Annotated in this window: 17 protein-coding genes and 1 tRNA gene; 5 read left to right on the forward strand and 13 right to left on the reverse strand. The window is 70.4% G+C overall.

The window, feature by feature from the left end; genetic code table 11:
- Window positions 1-175: 175 nt before the first annotated feature.
- The 5 genes from bcp to QQ657_RS30495 form a co-directional block, all read right to left on the reverse strand.
- On the reverse strand, window positions 176-649 hold the full coding sequence (bcp, locus tag QQ657_RS30475) for a thioredoxin-dependent thiol peroxidase (protein WP_284745710.1): 474 nt from the start codon (window positions 647-649) through the stop codon (window positions 176-178).
- Window positions 650-664: 15 nt separating this feature from the next.
- Complete coding sequence (locus QQ657_RS30480) at window positions 665-1,204, reverse strand: hypothetical protein (protein WP_284745711.1); 540 nt, start codon at window positions 1,202-1,204, stop codon at window positions 665-667.
- A gap of 192 nt (window positions 1,205-1,396) precedes the next feature.
- Window positions 1,397-1,579, reverse strand: a complete 183-nt coding sequence (locus QQ657_RS30485) for a hypothetical protein (RefSeq protein ID WP_284745712.1) — start codon at window positions 1,577-1,579, stop codon at window positions 1,397-1,399.
- A 134-nt stretch (window positions 1,580-1,713) separates the two neighbouring features.
- Complete coding sequence (locus QQ657_RS30490) at window positions 1,714-2,595, reverse strand: hypothetical protein (protein ID WP_284745713.1); 882 nt, start codon at window positions 2,593-2,595, stop codon at window positions 1,714-1,716.
- A 49-nt stretch (window positions 2,596-2,644) separates the two neighbouring features.
- Window positions 2,645-3,538 (reverse strand): AraC family transcriptional regulator, encoded by an 894-nt coding sequence (locus QQ657_RS30495; RefSeq protein ID WP_284745714.1) that lies wholly within the window; start codon window positions 3,536-3,538, stop codon window positions 2,645-2,647.
- Between the two features lie 141 nt (window positions 3,539-3,679).
- Between QQ657_RS30495 and QQ657_RS30500 the strand changes: the two genes are divergently transcribed.
- Window positions 3,680-4,762: an aldo/keto reductase gene (locus QQ657_RS30500; RefSeq protein ID WP_284745715.1), complete on the forward strand. Its 1,083-nt coding sequence runs from the start codon at window positions 3,680-3,682 to the stop codon at window positions 4,760-4,762.
- Here QQ657_RS30500 and QQ657_RS30505 read toward each other — a convergent pair.
- Together QQ657_RS30505 and QQ657_RS30510 are read right to left on the reverse strand one after the other, a co-directional pair.
- A complete protein-coding gene (locus QQ657_RS30505; protein ID WP_284745716.1) occupies window positions 4,756-5,514 on the reverse strand; it encodes an NAD(P)-binding domain-containing protein in 759 nt (252 codons plus the stop codon). The genes QQ657_RS30500 and QQ657_RS30505 overlap by 7 nt on opposite strands.
- Window positions 5,515-5,522: 8 nt before the next feature.
- Window positions 5,523-6,440 (reverse strand): helix-turn-helix domain-containing protein, encoded by a 918-nt coding sequence (locus QQ657_RS30510; protein WP_284745717.1) that lies wholly within the window; start codon window positions 6,438-6,440, stop codon window positions 5,523-5,525.
- Window positions 6,441-6,510: 70 nt separating this feature from the next.
- Here QQ657_RS30510 and QQ657_RS30515 point away from each other — a divergent pair, with 70 nt between their 5' ends.
- Window positions 6,511-7,458: a saccharopine dehydrogenase NADP-binding domain-containing protein gene (locus QQ657_RS30515; protein WP_284745718.1), complete on the forward strand. Its 948-nt coding sequence runs from the start codon at window positions 6,511-6,513 to the stop codon at window positions 7,456-7,458.
- Here the strand turns inward: QQ657_RS30515 and QQ657_RS30520 are convergent.
- Window positions 7,451-8,377: an AraC family transcriptional regulator gene (locus tag QQ657_RS30520; RefSeq protein ID WP_350310711.1), complete on the reverse strand. Its 927-nt coding sequence runs from the start codon at window positions 8,375-8,377 to the stop codon at window positions 7,451-7,453. The genes QQ657_RS30515 and QQ657_RS30520 overlap by 8 nt on opposite strands.
- Before the next feature lie 84 nt (window positions 8,378-8,461).
- On the opposite strand from QQ657_RS30520, the gene QQ657_RS30525 reads away from it, so the two are divergent.
- The gene (locus QQ657_RS30525) at window positions 8,462-9,313 is read left to right on the forward strand and encodes an NAD(P)H-binding protein (RefSeq protein ID WP_284745719.1); all 852 of its coding nucleotides are present in this window, start codon (window positions 8,462-8,464) and stop codon (window positions 9,311-9,313) included.
- 120 nt (window positions 9,314-9,433) lie between these two features.
- Here the strand turns inward: QQ657_RS30525 and QQ657_RS30530 are convergent.
- Window positions 9,434-9,507, reverse strand: a tRNA-Leu gene (locus QQ657_RS30530).
- Between the two features lie 98 nt (window positions 9,508-9,605).
- Here QQ657_RS30530 and QQ657_RS30535 point away from each other — a divergent pair.
- Window positions 9,606-9,827, forward strand: a complete 222-nt coding sequence (locus QQ657_RS30535; protein WP_284745720.1) for a DUF3618 domain-containing protein — start codon at window positions 9,606-9,608, stop codon at window positions 9,825-9,827.
- 2 nt (window positions 9,828-9,829) lie between these two features.
- On the opposite strand, the gene QQ657_RS30540 is transcribed toward QQ657_RS30535, so the two are convergent.
- Both QQ657_RS30540 and QQ657_RS30545 read right to left on the reverse strand, forming a co-directional pair.
- Window positions 9,830-10,282 carry a hypothetical protein gene (locus QQ657_RS30540; protein WP_284745850.1) on the reverse strand — a complete coding sequence of 151 codons (453 nt, stop codon included), beginning with the start codon at window positions 10,280-10,282 and terminating at the stop codon, window positions 9,830-9,832.
- A gap of 209 nt (window positions 10,283-10,491) precedes the next feature.
- The gene (locus tag QQ657_RS30545; RefSeq protein WP_284745721.1) at window positions 10,492-11,091 is read right to left on the reverse strand and encodes a TetR/AcrR family transcriptional regulator; all 600 of its coding nucleotides are present in this window, start codon (window positions 11,089-11,091) and stop codon (window positions 10,492-10,494) included.
- Window positions 11,092-11,163: 72 nt separating this feature from the next.
- Between QQ657_RS30545 and QQ657_RS30550 the strand changes: the two genes are divergently transcribed.
- The gene (locus tag QQ657_RS30550) at window positions 11,164-12,621 is read left to right on the forward strand and encodes a flavin-containing monooxygenase (RefSeq protein WP_284745722.1); all 1,458 of its coding nucleotides are present in this window, start codon (window positions 11,164-11,166) and stop codon (window positions 12,619-12,621) included.
- A 214-nt stretch (window positions 12,622-12,835) separates the two neighbouring features.
- Here QQ657_RS30550 and QQ657_RS30555 read toward each other — a convergent pair whose 3' ends face one another.
- Both QQ657_RS30555 and QQ657_RS30560 read right to left on the reverse strand, forming a co-directional pair.
- Window positions 12,836-13,306: a helix-turn-helix domain-containing protein gene (locus QQ657_RS30555; RefSeq protein WP_284745723.1), complete on the reverse strand. Its 471-nt coding sequence runs from the start codon at window positions 13,304-13,306 to the stop codon at window positions 12,836-12,838.
- Window positions 13,307-13,555: 249 nt separating this feature from the next.
- Window positions 13,556-15,211: an LCP family protein gene (locus QQ657_RS30560; RefSeq protein ID WP_434056796.1), complete on the reverse strand. Its 1,656-nt coding sequence runs from the start codon at window positions 15,209-15,211 to the stop codon at window positions 13,556-13,558.
- Window positions 15,212-15,298 lie beyond the last annotated feature (87 nt).

Raw genomic sequence — 15,298 nt, forward strand, 5'->3', positions numbered from 1 at the left:
CTACGTCTCCACCGTCGGCAAGAACGGCCTCAACGTCATCACCGCACTCCGCGACGCCATCACCGGAAACCCCTGGCTTCCAACCAGCCCCGCAACCACCTGACTAGTTACCACTGTTTCTCACTCACGACTCGCGTTGCCCGAGGTGTGTCTGTCTACTGTGGATCGCTACCGATCAGGAGGCGACGCCGAGGTCGCGGATCAGCTTCGCCACGTGCCCGGTCGCGCGGACGTTGTAGAAGGCGTGGGCGATCTTGCCCTCGGCGTCGACGACGAACGTCGAGCGGATCACACCCATATACGTCTTGCCGTAGTTCTTCTTCTCGCCGTACGCGCCCCACGCCTCGATGACGCCTTTGTCGGGGTCGCCCAGCATCGGGAACGTCAGCTTCTCGTTCTCGACGAACTTCGCGAGCTTCGCCTGCTTGTCCGGCGAAATGCCGATCACCTGGTAGCCCGCGTCGTTCAGCTCGGCGAGGTTGTCGCGGAAGTCGCAGGCCTGCTTGGTGCAGCCCGGGGTGCTCGCCGCCGGGTAGAAGTACACGACGACGGACTTGCCGCGGAAGTCGCGCAGCGAGACGTCCTTGCCCTCGCTGTCGGGCAGGGTGAAGTCCGGGGCTTCGTCGCCGGGGGAAAGTCGCTCGGTCATGGACCGAGCCTAACGTCAGGCCGGACCGCAGTAGGTGACGGCGGCGGCCTCGGTCGCGCTCGGGCGGATCTGCAGCCGCAGCTGCGTCGGCTCCTGCGGTACCGCGAACGCGAGGGTGACGTGCACCGTGCGGCCGGGCGGGACGTCCTTGCCCGCGTCGGCGATGCCGGTGAACCCCTGGGTCGTGTCCACGACCTGCTTGACCGGGGCACCCGCCGCGGTGGCGGTGACGGTGAGGCCCGAGAGCTTGTACGTCGTCGCGCCGTCGTTCGTCAGCTCCACGTCGAACGCCGCGCCGCGCGGGCCGCGTGGGTACGCCGAGGCGCTGGGCTTGAACGACTCCGGTGAGCCGACCGAGATGGTGACGCCGCTGGCGAACCGGTGGTCGGCGCCGAACTTGAGGTCGTTGCCCGCCTGCGCCGCGCTGGCGCCCGCCTGCCCGCCGCCCGCCCCTAGGGCCGCGGTGCCCTCCTGCGCCGAAGGGACCCCGCACGCCACCGCCAGGGAAAGCAGTCCTGTGGTGAACATGATCTTGCACGTGCGCGCGAGCGCCATCGCGGGTACTCCAGTCGGCGGGTCGGGGGTGCCGTTCGGCAACGGGGCGTGCCGGGCGAACCCGCTCCACTCTGGCCGTGATCGCGCGTGGTTACGAGCGGACACGGGGGGTTGTCGCGCACCTGGTGCCGCGCCGTGGCCAATCCGTGACCGGAAAGGCACGGGTGGTGACAATCACCGTCGATATGCCACTTAAACCGCGAGGGCGAACAGCAGGATGAAGATCGCCACGCCGACCACCCACGACGCCATCAACCAGCCGAAATCCCGGATCGGGTCGACCGCGCGGCTCTCCTCGCCGGGCACGTAGACGCCGCGCTCCTCGAACCAGTCGGCCCAGCGGGTGAACCAGCTCAACGGGTTGCGCGACGACATGCTTCACCTCCGGGCACCGGCTTCCCCGTCACAGTACGGGTACGGCAGCGCACACGGAAAGGCGCGTGACCGCTCACCGCCCGTGACACAACGTGCCACGGGCGAGTGAACGACGACGTCGCTCGTGTAGATCTTCAGCGCACTCCGTTGCGCTGCAGGATCGAGACCGCGCGGACGGTCGCGTAGCCACGCCATTCGAGCTCCGCCGCGGGCGAATAACTGGCGTAGTCGACCCGCCAGCCGCCGTCGTCCTGCTGCCCGTCGGCGAGCCGCCGCAGCTCCGCGTCGATCACGGCGTCCTTGAACAACGCGCGGGCCGGGCGGTCCGGCAGCGGCGCGAAGTCCAGTGCCCGCAACGTTTCCCCGTCCGAACCGCCGGCCACCGGGACGAGGCCGTCGGGCGAGACGTACGCGGCCAGCCGGTCCAGGAGCGGGGCCGCCTCCGCGTGGAAGTCGTGGGCCGCGTCCACGGCGCCCACCGCGAAGGACAGCGCGATCGCGTGCGGCGCCTCGGTGAGGGCGCGGATCTCGCGGAAGCAGTACTCCGTCGCCGCGGCGAGCCACGGGTGTTCGCGCACCGCCTGGTCGGTGCGGGCGACGCGCAGGGCGACGCCGGTGGCGAACGCCGTGCTCTGCAGCGTGGCCACCGCCGGGTCGGCCTGGACCCAGAAGGGCGCGCAGCCCGCCGGGTCCGCCACGGGCAGGGCGAAGGGCAGGCCGCCGTCCGGTGTGGACACCGAGGCCAGCCAGTCGCAGAGCAGGGCCGCGTGCGGGGTGGGCCCGGTCTCTTCGAACACCTCGAAGGCGTGGAGGGCGCCACCGGGCTGGCTCTCCGGCGCTCGCAGGTCGGGCTCGAGGCCCCAGCCGTAGCCCCCGTCGGGATTGCGGTAGCCGTCGACGGCGGCCAGCACGGCGTCGGCGTTCGTCGCGCCGCTGAGCAGCTCGAAGCGGCGTCGGTCGAGGAGCCGGGCGTGCGTCGCCATGAACGACGCCGCCGCGGAAAGGTTCACAGCCATGCGCCCAGCGTCGCACCGCCGCGGCCGCGGGTCTTGAACGGATCGGACCTCACGGCAGCCGTGGCCCGGCGGGGGCGGCGGCCGCACGCAGCCGCGCCGCGTCCTGGCCGGGCGGGGCGCCGAACAGGCGGCGGTACTCGCGGTTGAACTGCGACGGGCTGTCGTAGCCGACGAGGTGCCCGACGCCCGCGATGTCGCCCGCGTCGGCCAGCAGCAGCGAGCGGGCCTCCTGCAGGCGGATGCGCTTCTGGAACTGCAGCGGGCTCATCGCCGTGACCGCGCGGAAGTGCCGGTGGAACGCCGACGGGCTCATCCCGCTCAGCTTCGCGAGCTCGTCGACCCGCATCGGCTCGGCGTGGTTCTCGCGGATCCACCGGATCGCCCGGCCGACGTGGGCCAGCCCGCTGTCCGCCAGGCCGATCTGCCGGACCAGGCCGCCGTGCGGGCCGGTCAGCAGCCGCCAGAGGATCTCCCGCTCGATCAGCGGCGCGAGCACGCGCGCGTCGGCGGGGTGAGCGAGCAGCCGCACCAGCCGGACGACGGCGTCGAGCAGCTCGGGGCTCGCGTCGCCGGTCGCGATCGGCGACGCCGGCGGCGTGCGCGAGAACCGGCCGGGCGGGGCTTCGAGCAGCAGCGGGGCGATGGCCGCGGGCCGCAGGGCCAGTCCCACGCCCAGCGCGGGCGTCTCCGGCGTCGCGCCGACGAAGTGGCCGGTCACCGGCAGATCGGTGCTGACCAGCAGGTACTGCCCGGCGCGGTACTCGTGCACCTGCTCGCCGAGCAGCAGGCGCTTGCCGCCCTGGGCCATCACGACCAGGAGCGGCTCGGCCAGCGAGTGGTGCGGCTCGCTGGTGTCCACTTCGGACAGCAGCAGGCCCGGGATCGGCGTGCGCAGGTCGGCGCGTACGTGGGTGGCGACGAGGTCGCGGAGCTCGGTCAGCACTTCTCAAGAAAAGCACAGCGGTTTGCCCGTGACAATCGAAGTCGGGAGGATCGTGCAAGAGGTAGCGTCGATCGATCTACCGTCGAGCTGGGGTTCCGCGGTTTCCTGGTGGTGGTCAATCCGACACCTGAGGAGAGTTCCATGCCACTCGACCACTACGTCACCCTCGGCCGCTCCGGGCTGCGCGTCAGCCCGTTCGCGCTCGGCGCGATGACCTTCGGCGAGGACCCCGGCGGCGCCGGCTGCGGCGTCGAGGAGTCCGAGAAGATCCTGCAGACCTACCTCGACGGCGGCGGGAACTTCGTCGACACGGCCAACTTCTACACGAACGGCCACTCGGAGAAGATCCTCGGCGACTTCTTCGCGGCGCGGCCGGGCCTGCGTTCGCACGTGGTGCTCGCGTCGAAGTTCTTCGGCAACATGCACCCGGGCGACCCCAACGGCGGCGGCGCGGGCCGCGCGTCGATCATCGCCCAGCTCGACGAGTCCCTGCGGCGGCTGCGGACCGACCACCTCGACCTGTACTGGCTGCACAACTGGGACCGCCACACACCGATCGAGGAGACCCTGCGCACCCTCGACGACCTCGTGCGCGCGGGCAAGATCCGGTACGTCGGCTTCTCGAACACCCCGGCGTGGGTCACGGCGCAGGCCCAGACGACGGCGCTGCTGCGGGGCTGGACGCCGCTGGTCGCGCTGCAGGTCGAGTACTCGCTGCTGGCGCGGACGGTGGAGGGGGAGCTGGCGCCGTTCGCGCTCGACCAGGGCATCGCGCTGACGCCGTGGAGCCCGCTGAAGAACGGCTTCCTGTCGGGCAAGTACCGGCGTGACGCCGCCACGCCGGACTCGGCCCGCGCGGCCTTCGTGGGCGGACCTTCCGACGAGGAGTACGCCGTCATCGACGTCGTCGCCTCGATCGCTTCGGCGCTGGAGACGACTTCGGCGGCGGTTTCCCTGGCGTGGCTGCGGGCGCGACCCGGCACGGTGGTCCCGATCGTCGGCGCCCGGCGGCTGGAGCACCTGACCGGAAACCTGGCCGGCCTGGACGTGACGCTCTCGGCGTCGGACCTCGCGCGCCTGGACGAGGTTTCGGCCCCGACGCTGGACTACCCGGCCCCGATGCACGGCGCCCAGCGCGCGATGCTCCAGTTCGCGGGCACGACGGTCGACGGCGAACCGTCCACTGTGTACCCGCCGCTGCTGCAGAGCGACGTGCGCTACTGACCTTCGAGGCGGGCGAGGACCTCGTCGAGGCCGCGCTCGGTGGGGATGTCCCGCAGGGTGGCCCGGAACTGCTCGTTGATGCCGCCGGGCGTCATGTGCTTGGCGGCGAGCTCCTCGAGGGTCCCGTCGTGGCGGGCGAGGGTGCGGCCGAGTTCGCCGTAGACGTGGGCGATGTAGGCGTCGGCGTCCGCCGGGTCGACGCCGTGCCCGGCCATCCAGCCCGCGATGGCGGCGAGCTGCCCGAGGTGCGCGGCGAAGGTGGCGGTCGCGGCGCTGAAGGTGTCGAGGGTCGCTTCGTCCGCGGGGACGACGACGTCACCGACGCTCTCGAAGAGCGCCCGCGCGGAGGCGTCGCCGGGGTACATCGCGGTCCGGCTGGCCCGGCGGCTCGCGGTCGGCAGCGGAATGGACCGGACGATCCGCGTGGCCGGGGCGACCCAGGCCGCGAGCCGGTCGAGGTGGACACCGGCGACCGCGCTCACGACGACGTGTTCGGGGCGGAAAGCCAGTTCCGCCAGGACATCCCGGGCGACCTGCGGGCGCACGGCGACGACGACGGTGGTCGCGTTGTCGAGCACTTCCTGGTTGCCGCGGCAGACCTCGGCGTTCGGGAACCGCGCGGCGAGATCGTGCGCGATGTCGTGGTTGCGCGGCGAGAGGAAGACGGCGGGCGGCTCGGCGACGTCCGCGCTGAGGCCTTCGACGATGGCGGCGGTGAGCTCGCCGGTGCCCACGAACCCGTACGACTGCATGGCGAACCCTAACCGCGGAAGGTGCGCCGATAGGTATCCGGGGGCACGCCGACCGTCCGGTTGAAGTGCCTGCGCAACGTGGTCGCCGTGCCCATGCCGACCGCCGCCGCGATCGTGTCGATCCCCGAGTCCGTCCGCTCCAACAGGTCCTGCGCGCGGCGGATCCGCTGGACCAGCAGCCACTGCAGCGGGGTCGTGCCCGTCGCCGCGTGGAAGTGGCGGGTCAGGTGGCGGGTGCTGACCTTCGCCTGGCGGGCCAGGTCCTCCACCGTCAGCGGCTGGTCGAGCCGGGCCGTGATCCACGGGAGCAGGGCGGCGAGCGGGTGGTCGTCGCGGGCGGGGACCGGGGCCGACACGTACTGGGCCTGGCCGCCCGCCCGGTGCGGCGGCACCACCAGGCGGCGGGCGACCGCGTTGGCCGCCGCCGGGCCGTGGTCGGCGCGGACCAGGTGCAGGCACAGGTCCATCGCCGCGGCCTTGCCCGCCGACGTCAGCACGCTGCCGTTGTCCACGTACAGCACGTCCGGGTCCACCGTGACCTGCGGGAACCGGGCGGCGAGGACGCCGGTGTGCGCCCAGTGCGTCGTCGCGCGGAGGCCGTCCAGCAGACCGGCCGCGGCCAGCACGAACGCGCCCGTGCAGAGGGACGCCACCCGCGCACCGGCCGCGTGGGCCGCCTGCACCGCTTCGACCAGGTCGGCCGGTGGGTCCGCGTCGACGTCGGCCCAGCCGGGCACGAGCACAGTGCCCGCGCGCGCCAGCCGGTCGAGCCCGTCGTCGGGTTCCAGGAGGAACCGGCCGACCCGCACCGGGCCGGCGCCGCACACGGCGAAGTCGTACCGCGGATCCTCGCCGAAGACCTCGGACGCGATCGTCAGCTCGAACGACAGCATCCCGTCGGTGGCGGCCAGCGCGACTGCGTGCATGTCCGAAAGTGTACGCATCACGTCGTTCCGGACACTGTCGCCGGCGCGAAACCGTCGCGAGGATGGCTTCATGACTTCGGTACTGGTGTACGGCGCCTACGGGCACACAGGGCGTTTCGTCGTGGCTGAGCTGCGCAGACGCGGCTTCGAACCCATCCTGTCCGGCCGCGACGCGGCCCGGCTGCCGGGCGGACGGCCGGCGTCGGTCGACGACCCGGCGTCGCTCGACCGCGCGCTGGACGGCGTCGCGGCCGTGATCAACTGCGCGGGCCCGTTCGCGGAGACGGCCATCCCGGTGATCGAGGCCGCGGCCCGCGCCGGCGTCCCGTACGTGGACGTCGCGGCCGAGATCGAAGCCAACCTCGACACCTTCGCGCTGGACGTGGACACCGTGGTGGTGCCCGCGATGGCGTTCTTCGGCGGCCTGGGCGACCTGCTGGCCACCGCGGCGATGGGCGGCTGGACGGCGGCCGAGGAGATCCACGTCGCGTACGGGCTGAGCGGCTGGCACCCGACGCCCGGAACCCTCGCGGCGGGGCGCGTGTCCCGGGAACGCCGGGGCAGCAAGCGCATCCGGTTCGCGGGCGGCCGGCTGGAGCACCGCGACGACGCCCTGCCGACGCTGGAGTGGACGTTCCCCGAGCCGCTCGGCGTCCGGCCGGTGCTCGGCGAGTTCTCGATGGCCGACATCGTGACGATCCCGCGTCACCTGGCGGTTCCGTCCGTGACGTCGTACATGACGGTCGATGCGGTGAAAGGCCTGACGGCGGCCGCCGAGCGCGACTCGGCCGAGAGCTTCGTGGTCGACGTCGTGGTGCGTGCCGGCGGCGAAGAGCGCCGGGCCATCGCCCGCGGGCAGGACATCTACGCGGTCAGCGCGCCGCTCGCCGTCGAAGCGGTGGACCGGATCCTGAGTGGACGGACGACGGCGAAGGGCGTCGCGACGGCGGGGGAGATCTTCGACGCGGCCGACTTCCTGCGCGCGCTGGCACCGCACATCGAGGTCGAACTCAGCTGAGCGTGGCGCCGCGGTAGCCACCAGGAGTCGTCGCGTACTCGCGCCGGAAGGCTTTGGCGAAGGCGAACGCCGACCCATAGCCGACGGCCGTGGCCACTTGCGCCAGCGGCTTGTCGGTGTCGCGAAGCAGCCGCGCGGCGGTCGTCATCCGCCACCGAGTGAGGTAGGTCAGCGGCGGCTCGCCGACCAGGCTGGTGAACCGCCGGGCGAAGGCGGCCCGCGACAGCCCGGCGGCGGCCCCGAGCTGCTCGACGGTCCAGGCCCGGGCCGGCTCACCGTGGATGGCGGCAAGCGCCCGGGCGGTCACGGGATCGGCGAGCGCACCCGACCACCCAGGCGCCCCGGCGGTCTCGCTCAGCCAGGCACGGAGCATGTAGACGAGCAGGGCATCGACGAGCGAGGGCGCCACCACAGCGGCCCCGGGCGGACGCGCATCGATCTCGTCGCCGAGGAGCTGAACCATCGCACGCAGCCCGGGATGCCGCCCCGGCACGGCGGGCAGATGCACGACCTCAGGCAGGTCCCGCAGGAGCGGATGCGGCCGATGCCGCCGCAACCGATAAGCCCCGCAGACAATGGTCGAGCGGGCGCCAGAACCAGGAAGCGAGACGCGCCCGAAGGGCGTGGCGGGCGAAGGACGCGCAGGCCGAAAGTCGACCAGAGCAGTACCAGGCGCAGAGGTCATGGCATGCGGAACCCCACGACCGAGCAGGACAACATCACCCGCCCCGAGCTCAACCGGCTCGAACGAGGGACCCCCAGCCAGCGGAGTCAGCCAGGAGGTACCGGCCAGCACAACGTGAAAGGCGGCACCGGTGGTGTGATCGAACCGCAGCCCCCAAGGAGCAAAGGCCTCGGTATGAGCGGCAACGGGCATACCGGCCCGCAGAGCGCCAAGGACATCCGCAAGCACATCCACAGGCCCACCCTACCGAGACGCTGGGACAACACAACGCGCGTTTGAGCCATTCACCGTCTCGTCAACCATCCCTAACTTGAAGAAATGACAGTGTGGATCGAAGGAGCAACAGGCAAGGCCGGCCGCCGTGTAGCAGAGGCACTGACGGCGGCAGAGGTACCGATCCGGGCAGCAAGCCGCCACCCAGGCAAGCCAACCGGCTCAGCAACCCCGGTGCGGTTCGACTGGTACGACAAGAAGACATGGGCACCAGCGGTGGGCAACGCGGAGGCGGTGTTCCTCAAGGGCCTGGACAGCGACGACAAGGCAGCGGCAATCATCACAAGCTTCCTGGCCACGATCCCGCAGGTGAGCCACGTGGTCCTGATGTCAGCGGTAGGCGTCGACCGAACACCGGACCAAGCACCCCGCCGAGCGGTGGAGCTGGCAGTACAGAACTCAGGCAGGAGGTGGACAATCCTGCGCCCAAGCTGGTTCTTGCAGAACTTCAACGAGGACGAGTGGGTCTTCGCAAAGGCACTACGCGAGAACAACGAGCTCTACGCGGGCAGCGGCAAGACGAGGGTCGGTTTCACGGACACCCGCGACCTGGCAGACGCGGCGGTCAAGGTCCTGACCGAAGAAGGCCACGAGGGCGGCAGCTACACGATCACGGGCCCAGAGAACCTGACATTCACCGAGGTAGCAGAGGTCTTGGCAGAAGCATCAGGCCGCCCAATCCACCACATAGACGCAACAGAGGAAGAGCACCGCAACCACTTCGCAAGGTCAGGCCGCCCCGAGGCCTGGGTAAACCACATGCTGCACCTGTTCAGCCTGGTCCGAGCAGGAGTATTCAGCCCACTAACGAACGACTTCGAGCACCTGACGGGCAAAAGACCCCGCACGCTGAAGTCCTACGCCTACGAAAACTGGCAGCCGACGAACAAAAGTTGACCCCGACGGGGGTCCGGGGGCGGAGCCCGCCGGGCGGGGTCTGGGGGTTGCACCCCCAGAAGAGACGACGAAGCAAGAAGTCCGGCGGAGGCGCGAAGCGCCGAGCAGGACTGATGCGAGTGGGCCCGGAGAGACTCGAACTCTCACTGGCACGGACCTAAACCGTGTGCCTCTGCCAATTGGGCTACGGGCCCTCAGCATCCGGAAGCGTAGCGTGCGGCGTGGCCGGTGCGGCGGCGGTGGGGCGGTCGACTAAGTTGGGTTGTGGAAGTCCCTGCGGCGAGGAGGACACGTGGCCCGCGATCCCGAGACGATCGAGCGTGAGATCGAGCAGGCCAGGACGGCCTTGGCCGCGACGCTCGATCAGCTGACCGTCAAGGCCGACCCGAAGAAGCTGGCGGAGTCGGCGAAGGATGGCCTGCGTGCCAAGTTGGACAATCCGAAGGTCAAGTACCCGCTGATCGGCGGGGGCATCCTCGTGCTCGTCCTGTTGGTGCGCAAGCTGCTGAAGTAGCGCTAGGCGCGGGCCTCGGCCGCTTTCTCGGCGGCTGGGGCCGGCTCGGCGGCCGGTTTGCTCTCCTCGACTGCTTTGGGGAGCTGTTTGCTCGGGGGCAGCGCGGGCTTCTTCTCGGCGGCGGGCGGGGCCGGCGCCGGAGCGGTGTCCGGGGCCTTCTCGGTGGTCTGCTGCTTCGGCACGCTGCCGGGCGGCGGGACCTCGAGTGGTGCCTGCTTCGGGAGTGTCAGCCGGGCGGTCATGTATGTCTGGGTGAAGTCGAGCGCGCTGCCGTTGAGCAGGTGCACGACGGTGTTCCTGCCTTCGCCGCCGAGTTCCTCGACGAGCTGGTCGGCTCGGTCCCGCGCGGCGATGATGCCGGGTGCGCGGGCGGTCAGCTCCTTGCCGCGGCCGCTGACCGTGATCGCCCAGTCGGCGTCCTCCTGGACGTATGTCGCCGTGACTGCTTCCACCATCTGTCTCACGCCCCTCTCCATGCCTACACAACCGTGACGCGGTCGTCGCGATTCCATGACGCTGCTTTTCGGAACCGCGCTGCCGCGCCCCCTCTCGGCCGTGAAGGTCCAGCACACTTTCTACCGTGTCTTGAGTACCGTAGAGCAACTGTGTGTCACACGACACGACAGCGCTGAGTAACGACCGAATGGCCTAATGCACGCGCAGGTTACCGTGCACGGTGCCGGAGGCCGCTCCACAGCACGTCCATGGCGTATTCGGTGGCCATTTCGGGGCTCACCTCATCGTGTCGCTCGCACCAGATTGCGAGCCGTTCGCAGGCTCCGACCACGAATTCCGCGGCCGCTTCGGCCCGTAGGTCGTCGCCGCTGTCGAAGTGGCCGCTCATCAGGGCGGCGATCAGGTCGGTCTGCTGGCGCCGGGTCTCCTCGACTTCGTCGGCGGCCGGCGTGCCGATCAGCGCCATTTCGTGTCGCAGGAGTGACCACGCCTCGCGCCGTTCCCGGATGAAGACGAAGAAGGCCCGCAGGCCGCGGCGCAGTGCGTCCTCGGCGGTCTCCGCGCCGACCGTGGCCTGCTCGGTGACCTCGCGCAGGACTGATCGCGACTCGCGGATGCAGGCCAGGAGGAGGCCTTCCTTCGAGTTGAAGTACTCGTAGAGCATCGGCTTCGAGACGCCCACCAGTTCGGCGATCTCGTCCATGGACGCGGCCGCGTAGCCGCGCGCCGAAAACACCTGCTCGGCGACCTCGACCATCTGCCGCATCCGCTCGGCCCGGGGCATGCGCTTGCGCTTCGCGGTGGTCACGGGCGACACTCTACCGGTAGTAACCTACTCTGAGTAAGCTGGACGACGAGTAACAGGCAACCAGGAGGCGCGATGGGCAACCGCACGGAGACCGGGGTCGTCATCGTCGGGACCGGGTTCTCCGGTCTCGGCATGGCGATCCAGCTGCGCAAGGAGGGTCGCGACGACTTCGTCATCCTCGAAAAGGCGCACGACGTCGGCGGCACGTGGCGGGACAACAGCTACCCCGGATGTGCCTGCGACATCCCGTCGCACATGTACTCGTTCTCCTTCGAGCAGAACCCGGGCTGGTCGCGGGCGTACTCGCCGCAGCCGGAGATCTGGCGGTACATGCGCGAGGTCGCCGACAAGCACGACCTGCGGAAGTTCGTCCGCTTCGGCCAGGAGATGACCGGCGCCCGCTGGGACGCCGACGAGAACCGCTGGCACGTCGCCACGAGGGGCGGCGACGAGTTCGTGGCGGGCGCGCTGGTCGCCGGGGTCGGGGCGCTGCACCTGCCGCAGGTCCCGGAGCTGCCGGGGATCGAGAACTTCGCCGGCCCGGCGTTCCACTCGGCGCGGTGGCGCCACGATGTCGACCTGAAGGGCAAGAAGGTCGCAGTCATCGGCACCGGCGCCAGCGCGGTCCAGTTCGTGCCGAAGATCGCGCCGGAGGCGGGGGAGCTGACGCTGTTCCAGCGCACGCCGCCGTGGATCATGCCGAAGGCCGACCACGAGATGTCCGGGCGCACGCGTGCCCTGTTCAAGGCGTTCCCGCCGGCCCAGCGCGCCTACCGGAACCTGCTCTACTGGCTGCTCGAAGCGCGTGCGATCGGCTTCAACGGCCAGTCGTGGGTGATGAAGCTCGGGCAGCGCCTGGCCAAGCGCAACATCGACCGCGCGATCACCGACCCGGCGCTGCGGCGCAAGGTCACCCCGGACTACACCATGGGCTGCAAGCGCGTGCTCATCTCCAACGACTACTACCCGGCGCTGGCCCGGGACAACGTCGACGTCGTCACCGACGGCGTCAAGGAGGTCCGCGAGCACAGCGTCGTCGACGCCGCGGGCGTCGAGCACGAGGCCGACGTCATCGTCTACGGCACCGGCTTCCACGTCACCGACGCCTTCGACGACCTGGAGATCGTCGGGCGCGACGGGCGCAACCTGGGCAAGGAATGGGCGACCGAGGGGATGCGGACGCACCTCGGGATCACCGTCGCCGGCTTCCCGAACCTGTTCTTCCTGCTGGGTCCGAACACCGGCCTCGGGCACAACTCCGTCGTGTTCATGATCGAGGCGCAGATCTCCTACGTCGCCGAGGCGCTGCGGCTGGCCCGAGGGAAGGCCATCGAGCCGAAGCCCGAGGTGCAGGAGCGGTTCAACGTCGCCATCCAGCGCAAGCTGGCGAAGGGCATTTGGACGCGCGGGGGCTGCAAGAGCTGGTACCTGGACGCGAAGGGCGTCAACCGGACGATCTGGCCGGGCTTCACCTGGCGGTACTGGCTGGACACGCGGAAGGTGCGGCGCGAGGACTTCCTGGTCGGCTGACCCGGGTCGCGGGCGAGAGCGGGCCCGGCTCAGCCGCTCCCGGGCAGAGCGCGCAGGCTGGCGGTGTCTTGAATGAGTCATTCAGGGCGCGCGAGGTCCTGAATGACTCATTCAAGACGTTTGCCGAGCCGGGAGCCCAAGAGCCATGAGGGTGCCCTTCATGGCATCCCGGTGGGTCCCCACCGGCGGAGGAGGCCGGTGGGGACCGCGGGGATCAGCGGGAGACGTACCGGCGGAGGCGGCCGATCAGGTCCACGGTCGGCAGCCCGCACAGTTCGGCCATGCGCTCCAGGGCGGGCAGGTCGAGGGCGACCTCGGCGGCCCCGTGCTCGCCGGCCTGGCGCAGCCGGTCCTCGGCCCAGCGGCGCAGCGGCAGCAGCTCGGGGCAAGCGTCGGCGACGACCTTGCGCAGGTCGACGCGGACCCGGCCGGGCTCGTCGACGAACACCCGGCGGTGCACCTTGGCCAGCAGGTCCTGGGGCAGCTCGTCCATCGCGACGCACAGCTCGACCAGGCGCACCACGGAACACTGTCTGGTGCCCAGTTCGTAGGTGGCCAGCGTCTGCAGCGAGATCTCGCTCTGCAGGTGCTGGTTCAGCTCCTTGCGCGTCCACCCGCGGCTGCGCCTGAGCTTGCGGAGCTCGTCTCCGAGAATCCGCTGATAGTCCTCAGCGTCGATCAGCACATCAATGTCCCCTGCCGTGCTCTCCCACGGCACCCGCACGGTGGTGATGACATTCCCGTGCAGGTGCACCCTCTCCCGTATGTAAGTGCGCAGGAGCCCGGCCCTTACGCGATTCCGGGCATGTCTTTGATACCGATTGCGCGAGTTAGGCCGATCGGGTTAACGGCAGGTGACCACGTCTGCAAATTGCACTTTGCAGGCACCAAAAACAGTCTCAGTGTCCCTGATGGACGGTCGGGACCGGGCGGCTCAGTTGACGCAGGGAACGCCTTCGGCGGTGATCGGCTTGTCCTCGTCGGCGGCCGGCGGCGGGGCGGCCGCCTGCGACGACGAACCCGCGGCCGCGCCGGACCCGGCGCCCGCGTCGGAGGTCGTGCCCTCGTAGTCCGAGCCGAGGAACACCATCACGTGGCCCGCCTTGACGCTCTTGTCCTCCTGGACCGTCGGCGAGCCGCCGAGCGCGTCGGCGACGGCCTGGCCCTTGTCCTTGCCGCCCTTGGGCACCCAGATGACCGTCGTCTTGCGCGAGGTCGCGTTCGCCGTGTCGCCGGAGGTGAAGCCCTTGCCTTCGAGGGTCTTGGCGACGCTCGCGGCCAGGCCCGTCTTGCCGGAGGCGTTGCGGACGTCGACCGTGGTCGCCTTGTTCGCGGGGTCGGCCTGCTCGGCAGGCGGCGCCGTCTGGCCCGGCTGCGGCCCGGCGAGGCTCTGGACGAACTGCTTCACCTCGGCCGGGTCGACCTGGATGGCGACGCCGTCTTCGGGGGTCTTGTACTCGACGTTCTTCACCGGGATGGTGCGGAACTGGAGCTGGCCGCCGGTCAGGCCCTTCATCTGCTGGGCGAACCCGAAGATGTCCCAGTTCTGGTTGAGCACGACCGACTTCTTGATGGCGTCGATCAGGTCGGACAGCTTGCCGGGGTTGGTCAGCGTGCCGGCCGAGAGCACCTTGCGGGCCATGCCGGCCATGAACACCTGCTGGCGGACGACCCGGTCGAGGTCGCCGTTGGGCAGGCCGTGGCGCTGCCGGACGAACTCGAGCGCCTGGACGCCGGAGATCGTGTGCTGGCCCTTGGTGAAGTCCGCGCCGGAGTACTGGTCCTTGACGTTGTTGTTGAGGCAGACGTCGACGCCGCCGATGGCCTTCGTGATGTCGCTGAAGCCGAGCAGGTTGACCGCGGCGTAGTTGTCGATGGTGGACCCGGTGAGCTTCTCGATGGTCTCGATGAGCTCCTTCGCCCCGGCCTGGTTGGCCTTGACGTCGAGCTCCTTCGGGTCGGTGATGCCCTGCTTCTGCAGGTCCTTGCGGGCCTGCAGCATCGCGCGGGCGTAGGCGGAGTTGATCTTGTGCTTGCCGTAGCCGGGGATGTCGACGTAGGAGTCGCGCGGCAGCGACATCGCGACGGCCTTGCTGCCGTCGTTCGGGATGTGCACGAAGATCAGCGAGTCGGTGTTGAGCTCGCCGTCGGAGTCGCCGGCGCGCAGCTCGTCGAGCACCTCGCGCGAGAGCGGGTTGCCCTGGGCGTCGGTCCGGCTGTCGAGGCCGACGAGCAGGATGTCGCGGGCGCCGTCGGCGGGCTTGTCGCCCCCGCCGCCGTCACTGATCACGTTCGCGTAGTTCAGCCCGTTGACCAGGCCCTGCATGGCGGCCCACGCGTACCCGGTCAGGCCCATCACCAGCAGGGACACGACGGCCAGCGCGATCTTCGCGCCGCGGAAGGAGTTGCGGCGGGCCCGCGGGGCCGGGCGCGCTTCAGGACGGCGGGACGGCGGTGCGGTGCGGCGCGCGTCCACCGGCTCGCGGCGGGGCGCCGGGCGGCGCGGTGGCGGGGTACGCCGGCCTGGCTCGTCCTGCCGAGGCCGGGCGGGGCGGCGGTCGCCTTGCCCGTTCCGAGGCGGGTGATCCACGCGGGCGACTCCTCACTGCTTCGATCCGTACTGCCAAGGGATGGGACGCATGGTGCCTCCCCCGGGTTGCCGTAGCGTTACACATCC

Origin of the sequence: Amycolatopsis ponsaeliensis, from assembly GCF_030182635.1 — a bacterium.
GTDB lineage: Bacteria > Actinomycetota > Actinomycetes > Mycobacteriales > Pseudonocardiaceae > Amycolatopsis > Amycolatopsis ponsaeliensis.

Coding starts and splice junctions, on each gene's coding strand:
- bcp (WP_284745710.1), bottom strand. CDS start 649: ATGACCGAGCGACTTTCCCCCGGCGACGAAGCCCCGGACTTCACCCTG.
- QQ657_RS30510 (WP_284745717.1), bottom strand. CDS start 6,440: ATGCACGCAGTCGCGCTGGCCGCCACCGACGGGATGCTGTCGTTCGAG.
- QQ657_RS30550 (WP_284745722.1), top strand. CDS start 11,164: ATGGGCAACCGCACGGAGACCGGGGTCGTCATCGTCGGGACCGGGTTC.
- QQ657_RS30515 (WP_284745718.1), top strand. CDS start 6,511: ATGACTTCGGTACTGGTGTACGGCGCCTACGGGCACACAGGGCGTTTC.
- QQ657_RS30525 (WP_284745719.1), top strand. CDS start 8,462: ATGACAGTGTGGATCGAAGGAGCAACAGGCAAGGCCGGCCGCCGTGTA.
- QQ657_RS30480 (WP_284745711.1), bottom strand. CDS start 1,204: ATGGCGCTCGCGCGCACGTGCAAGATCATGTTCACCACAGGACTGCTT.
- QQ657_RS30490 (WP_284745713.1), bottom strand. CDS start 2,595: ATGGCTGTGAACCTTTCCGCGGCGGCGTCGTTCATGGCGACGCACGCC.
- QQ657_RS30485 (WP_284745712.1), bottom strand. CDS start 1,579: ATGTCGTCGCGCAACCCGTTGAGCTGGTTCACCCGCTGGGCCGACTGG.
- QQ657_RS30500 (WP_284745715.1), top strand. CDS start 3,680: ATGCCACTCGACCACTACGTCACCCTCGGCCGCTCCGGGCTGCGCGTC.
- QQ657_RS30540 (WP_284745850.1), bottom strand. CDS start 10,282: ATGGTGGAAGCAGTCACGGCGACATACGTCCAGGAGGACGCCGACTGG.
- QQ657_RS30505 (WP_284745716.1), bottom strand. CDS start 5,514: ATGCAGTCGTACGGGTTCGTGGGCACCGGCGAGCTCACCGCCGCCATC.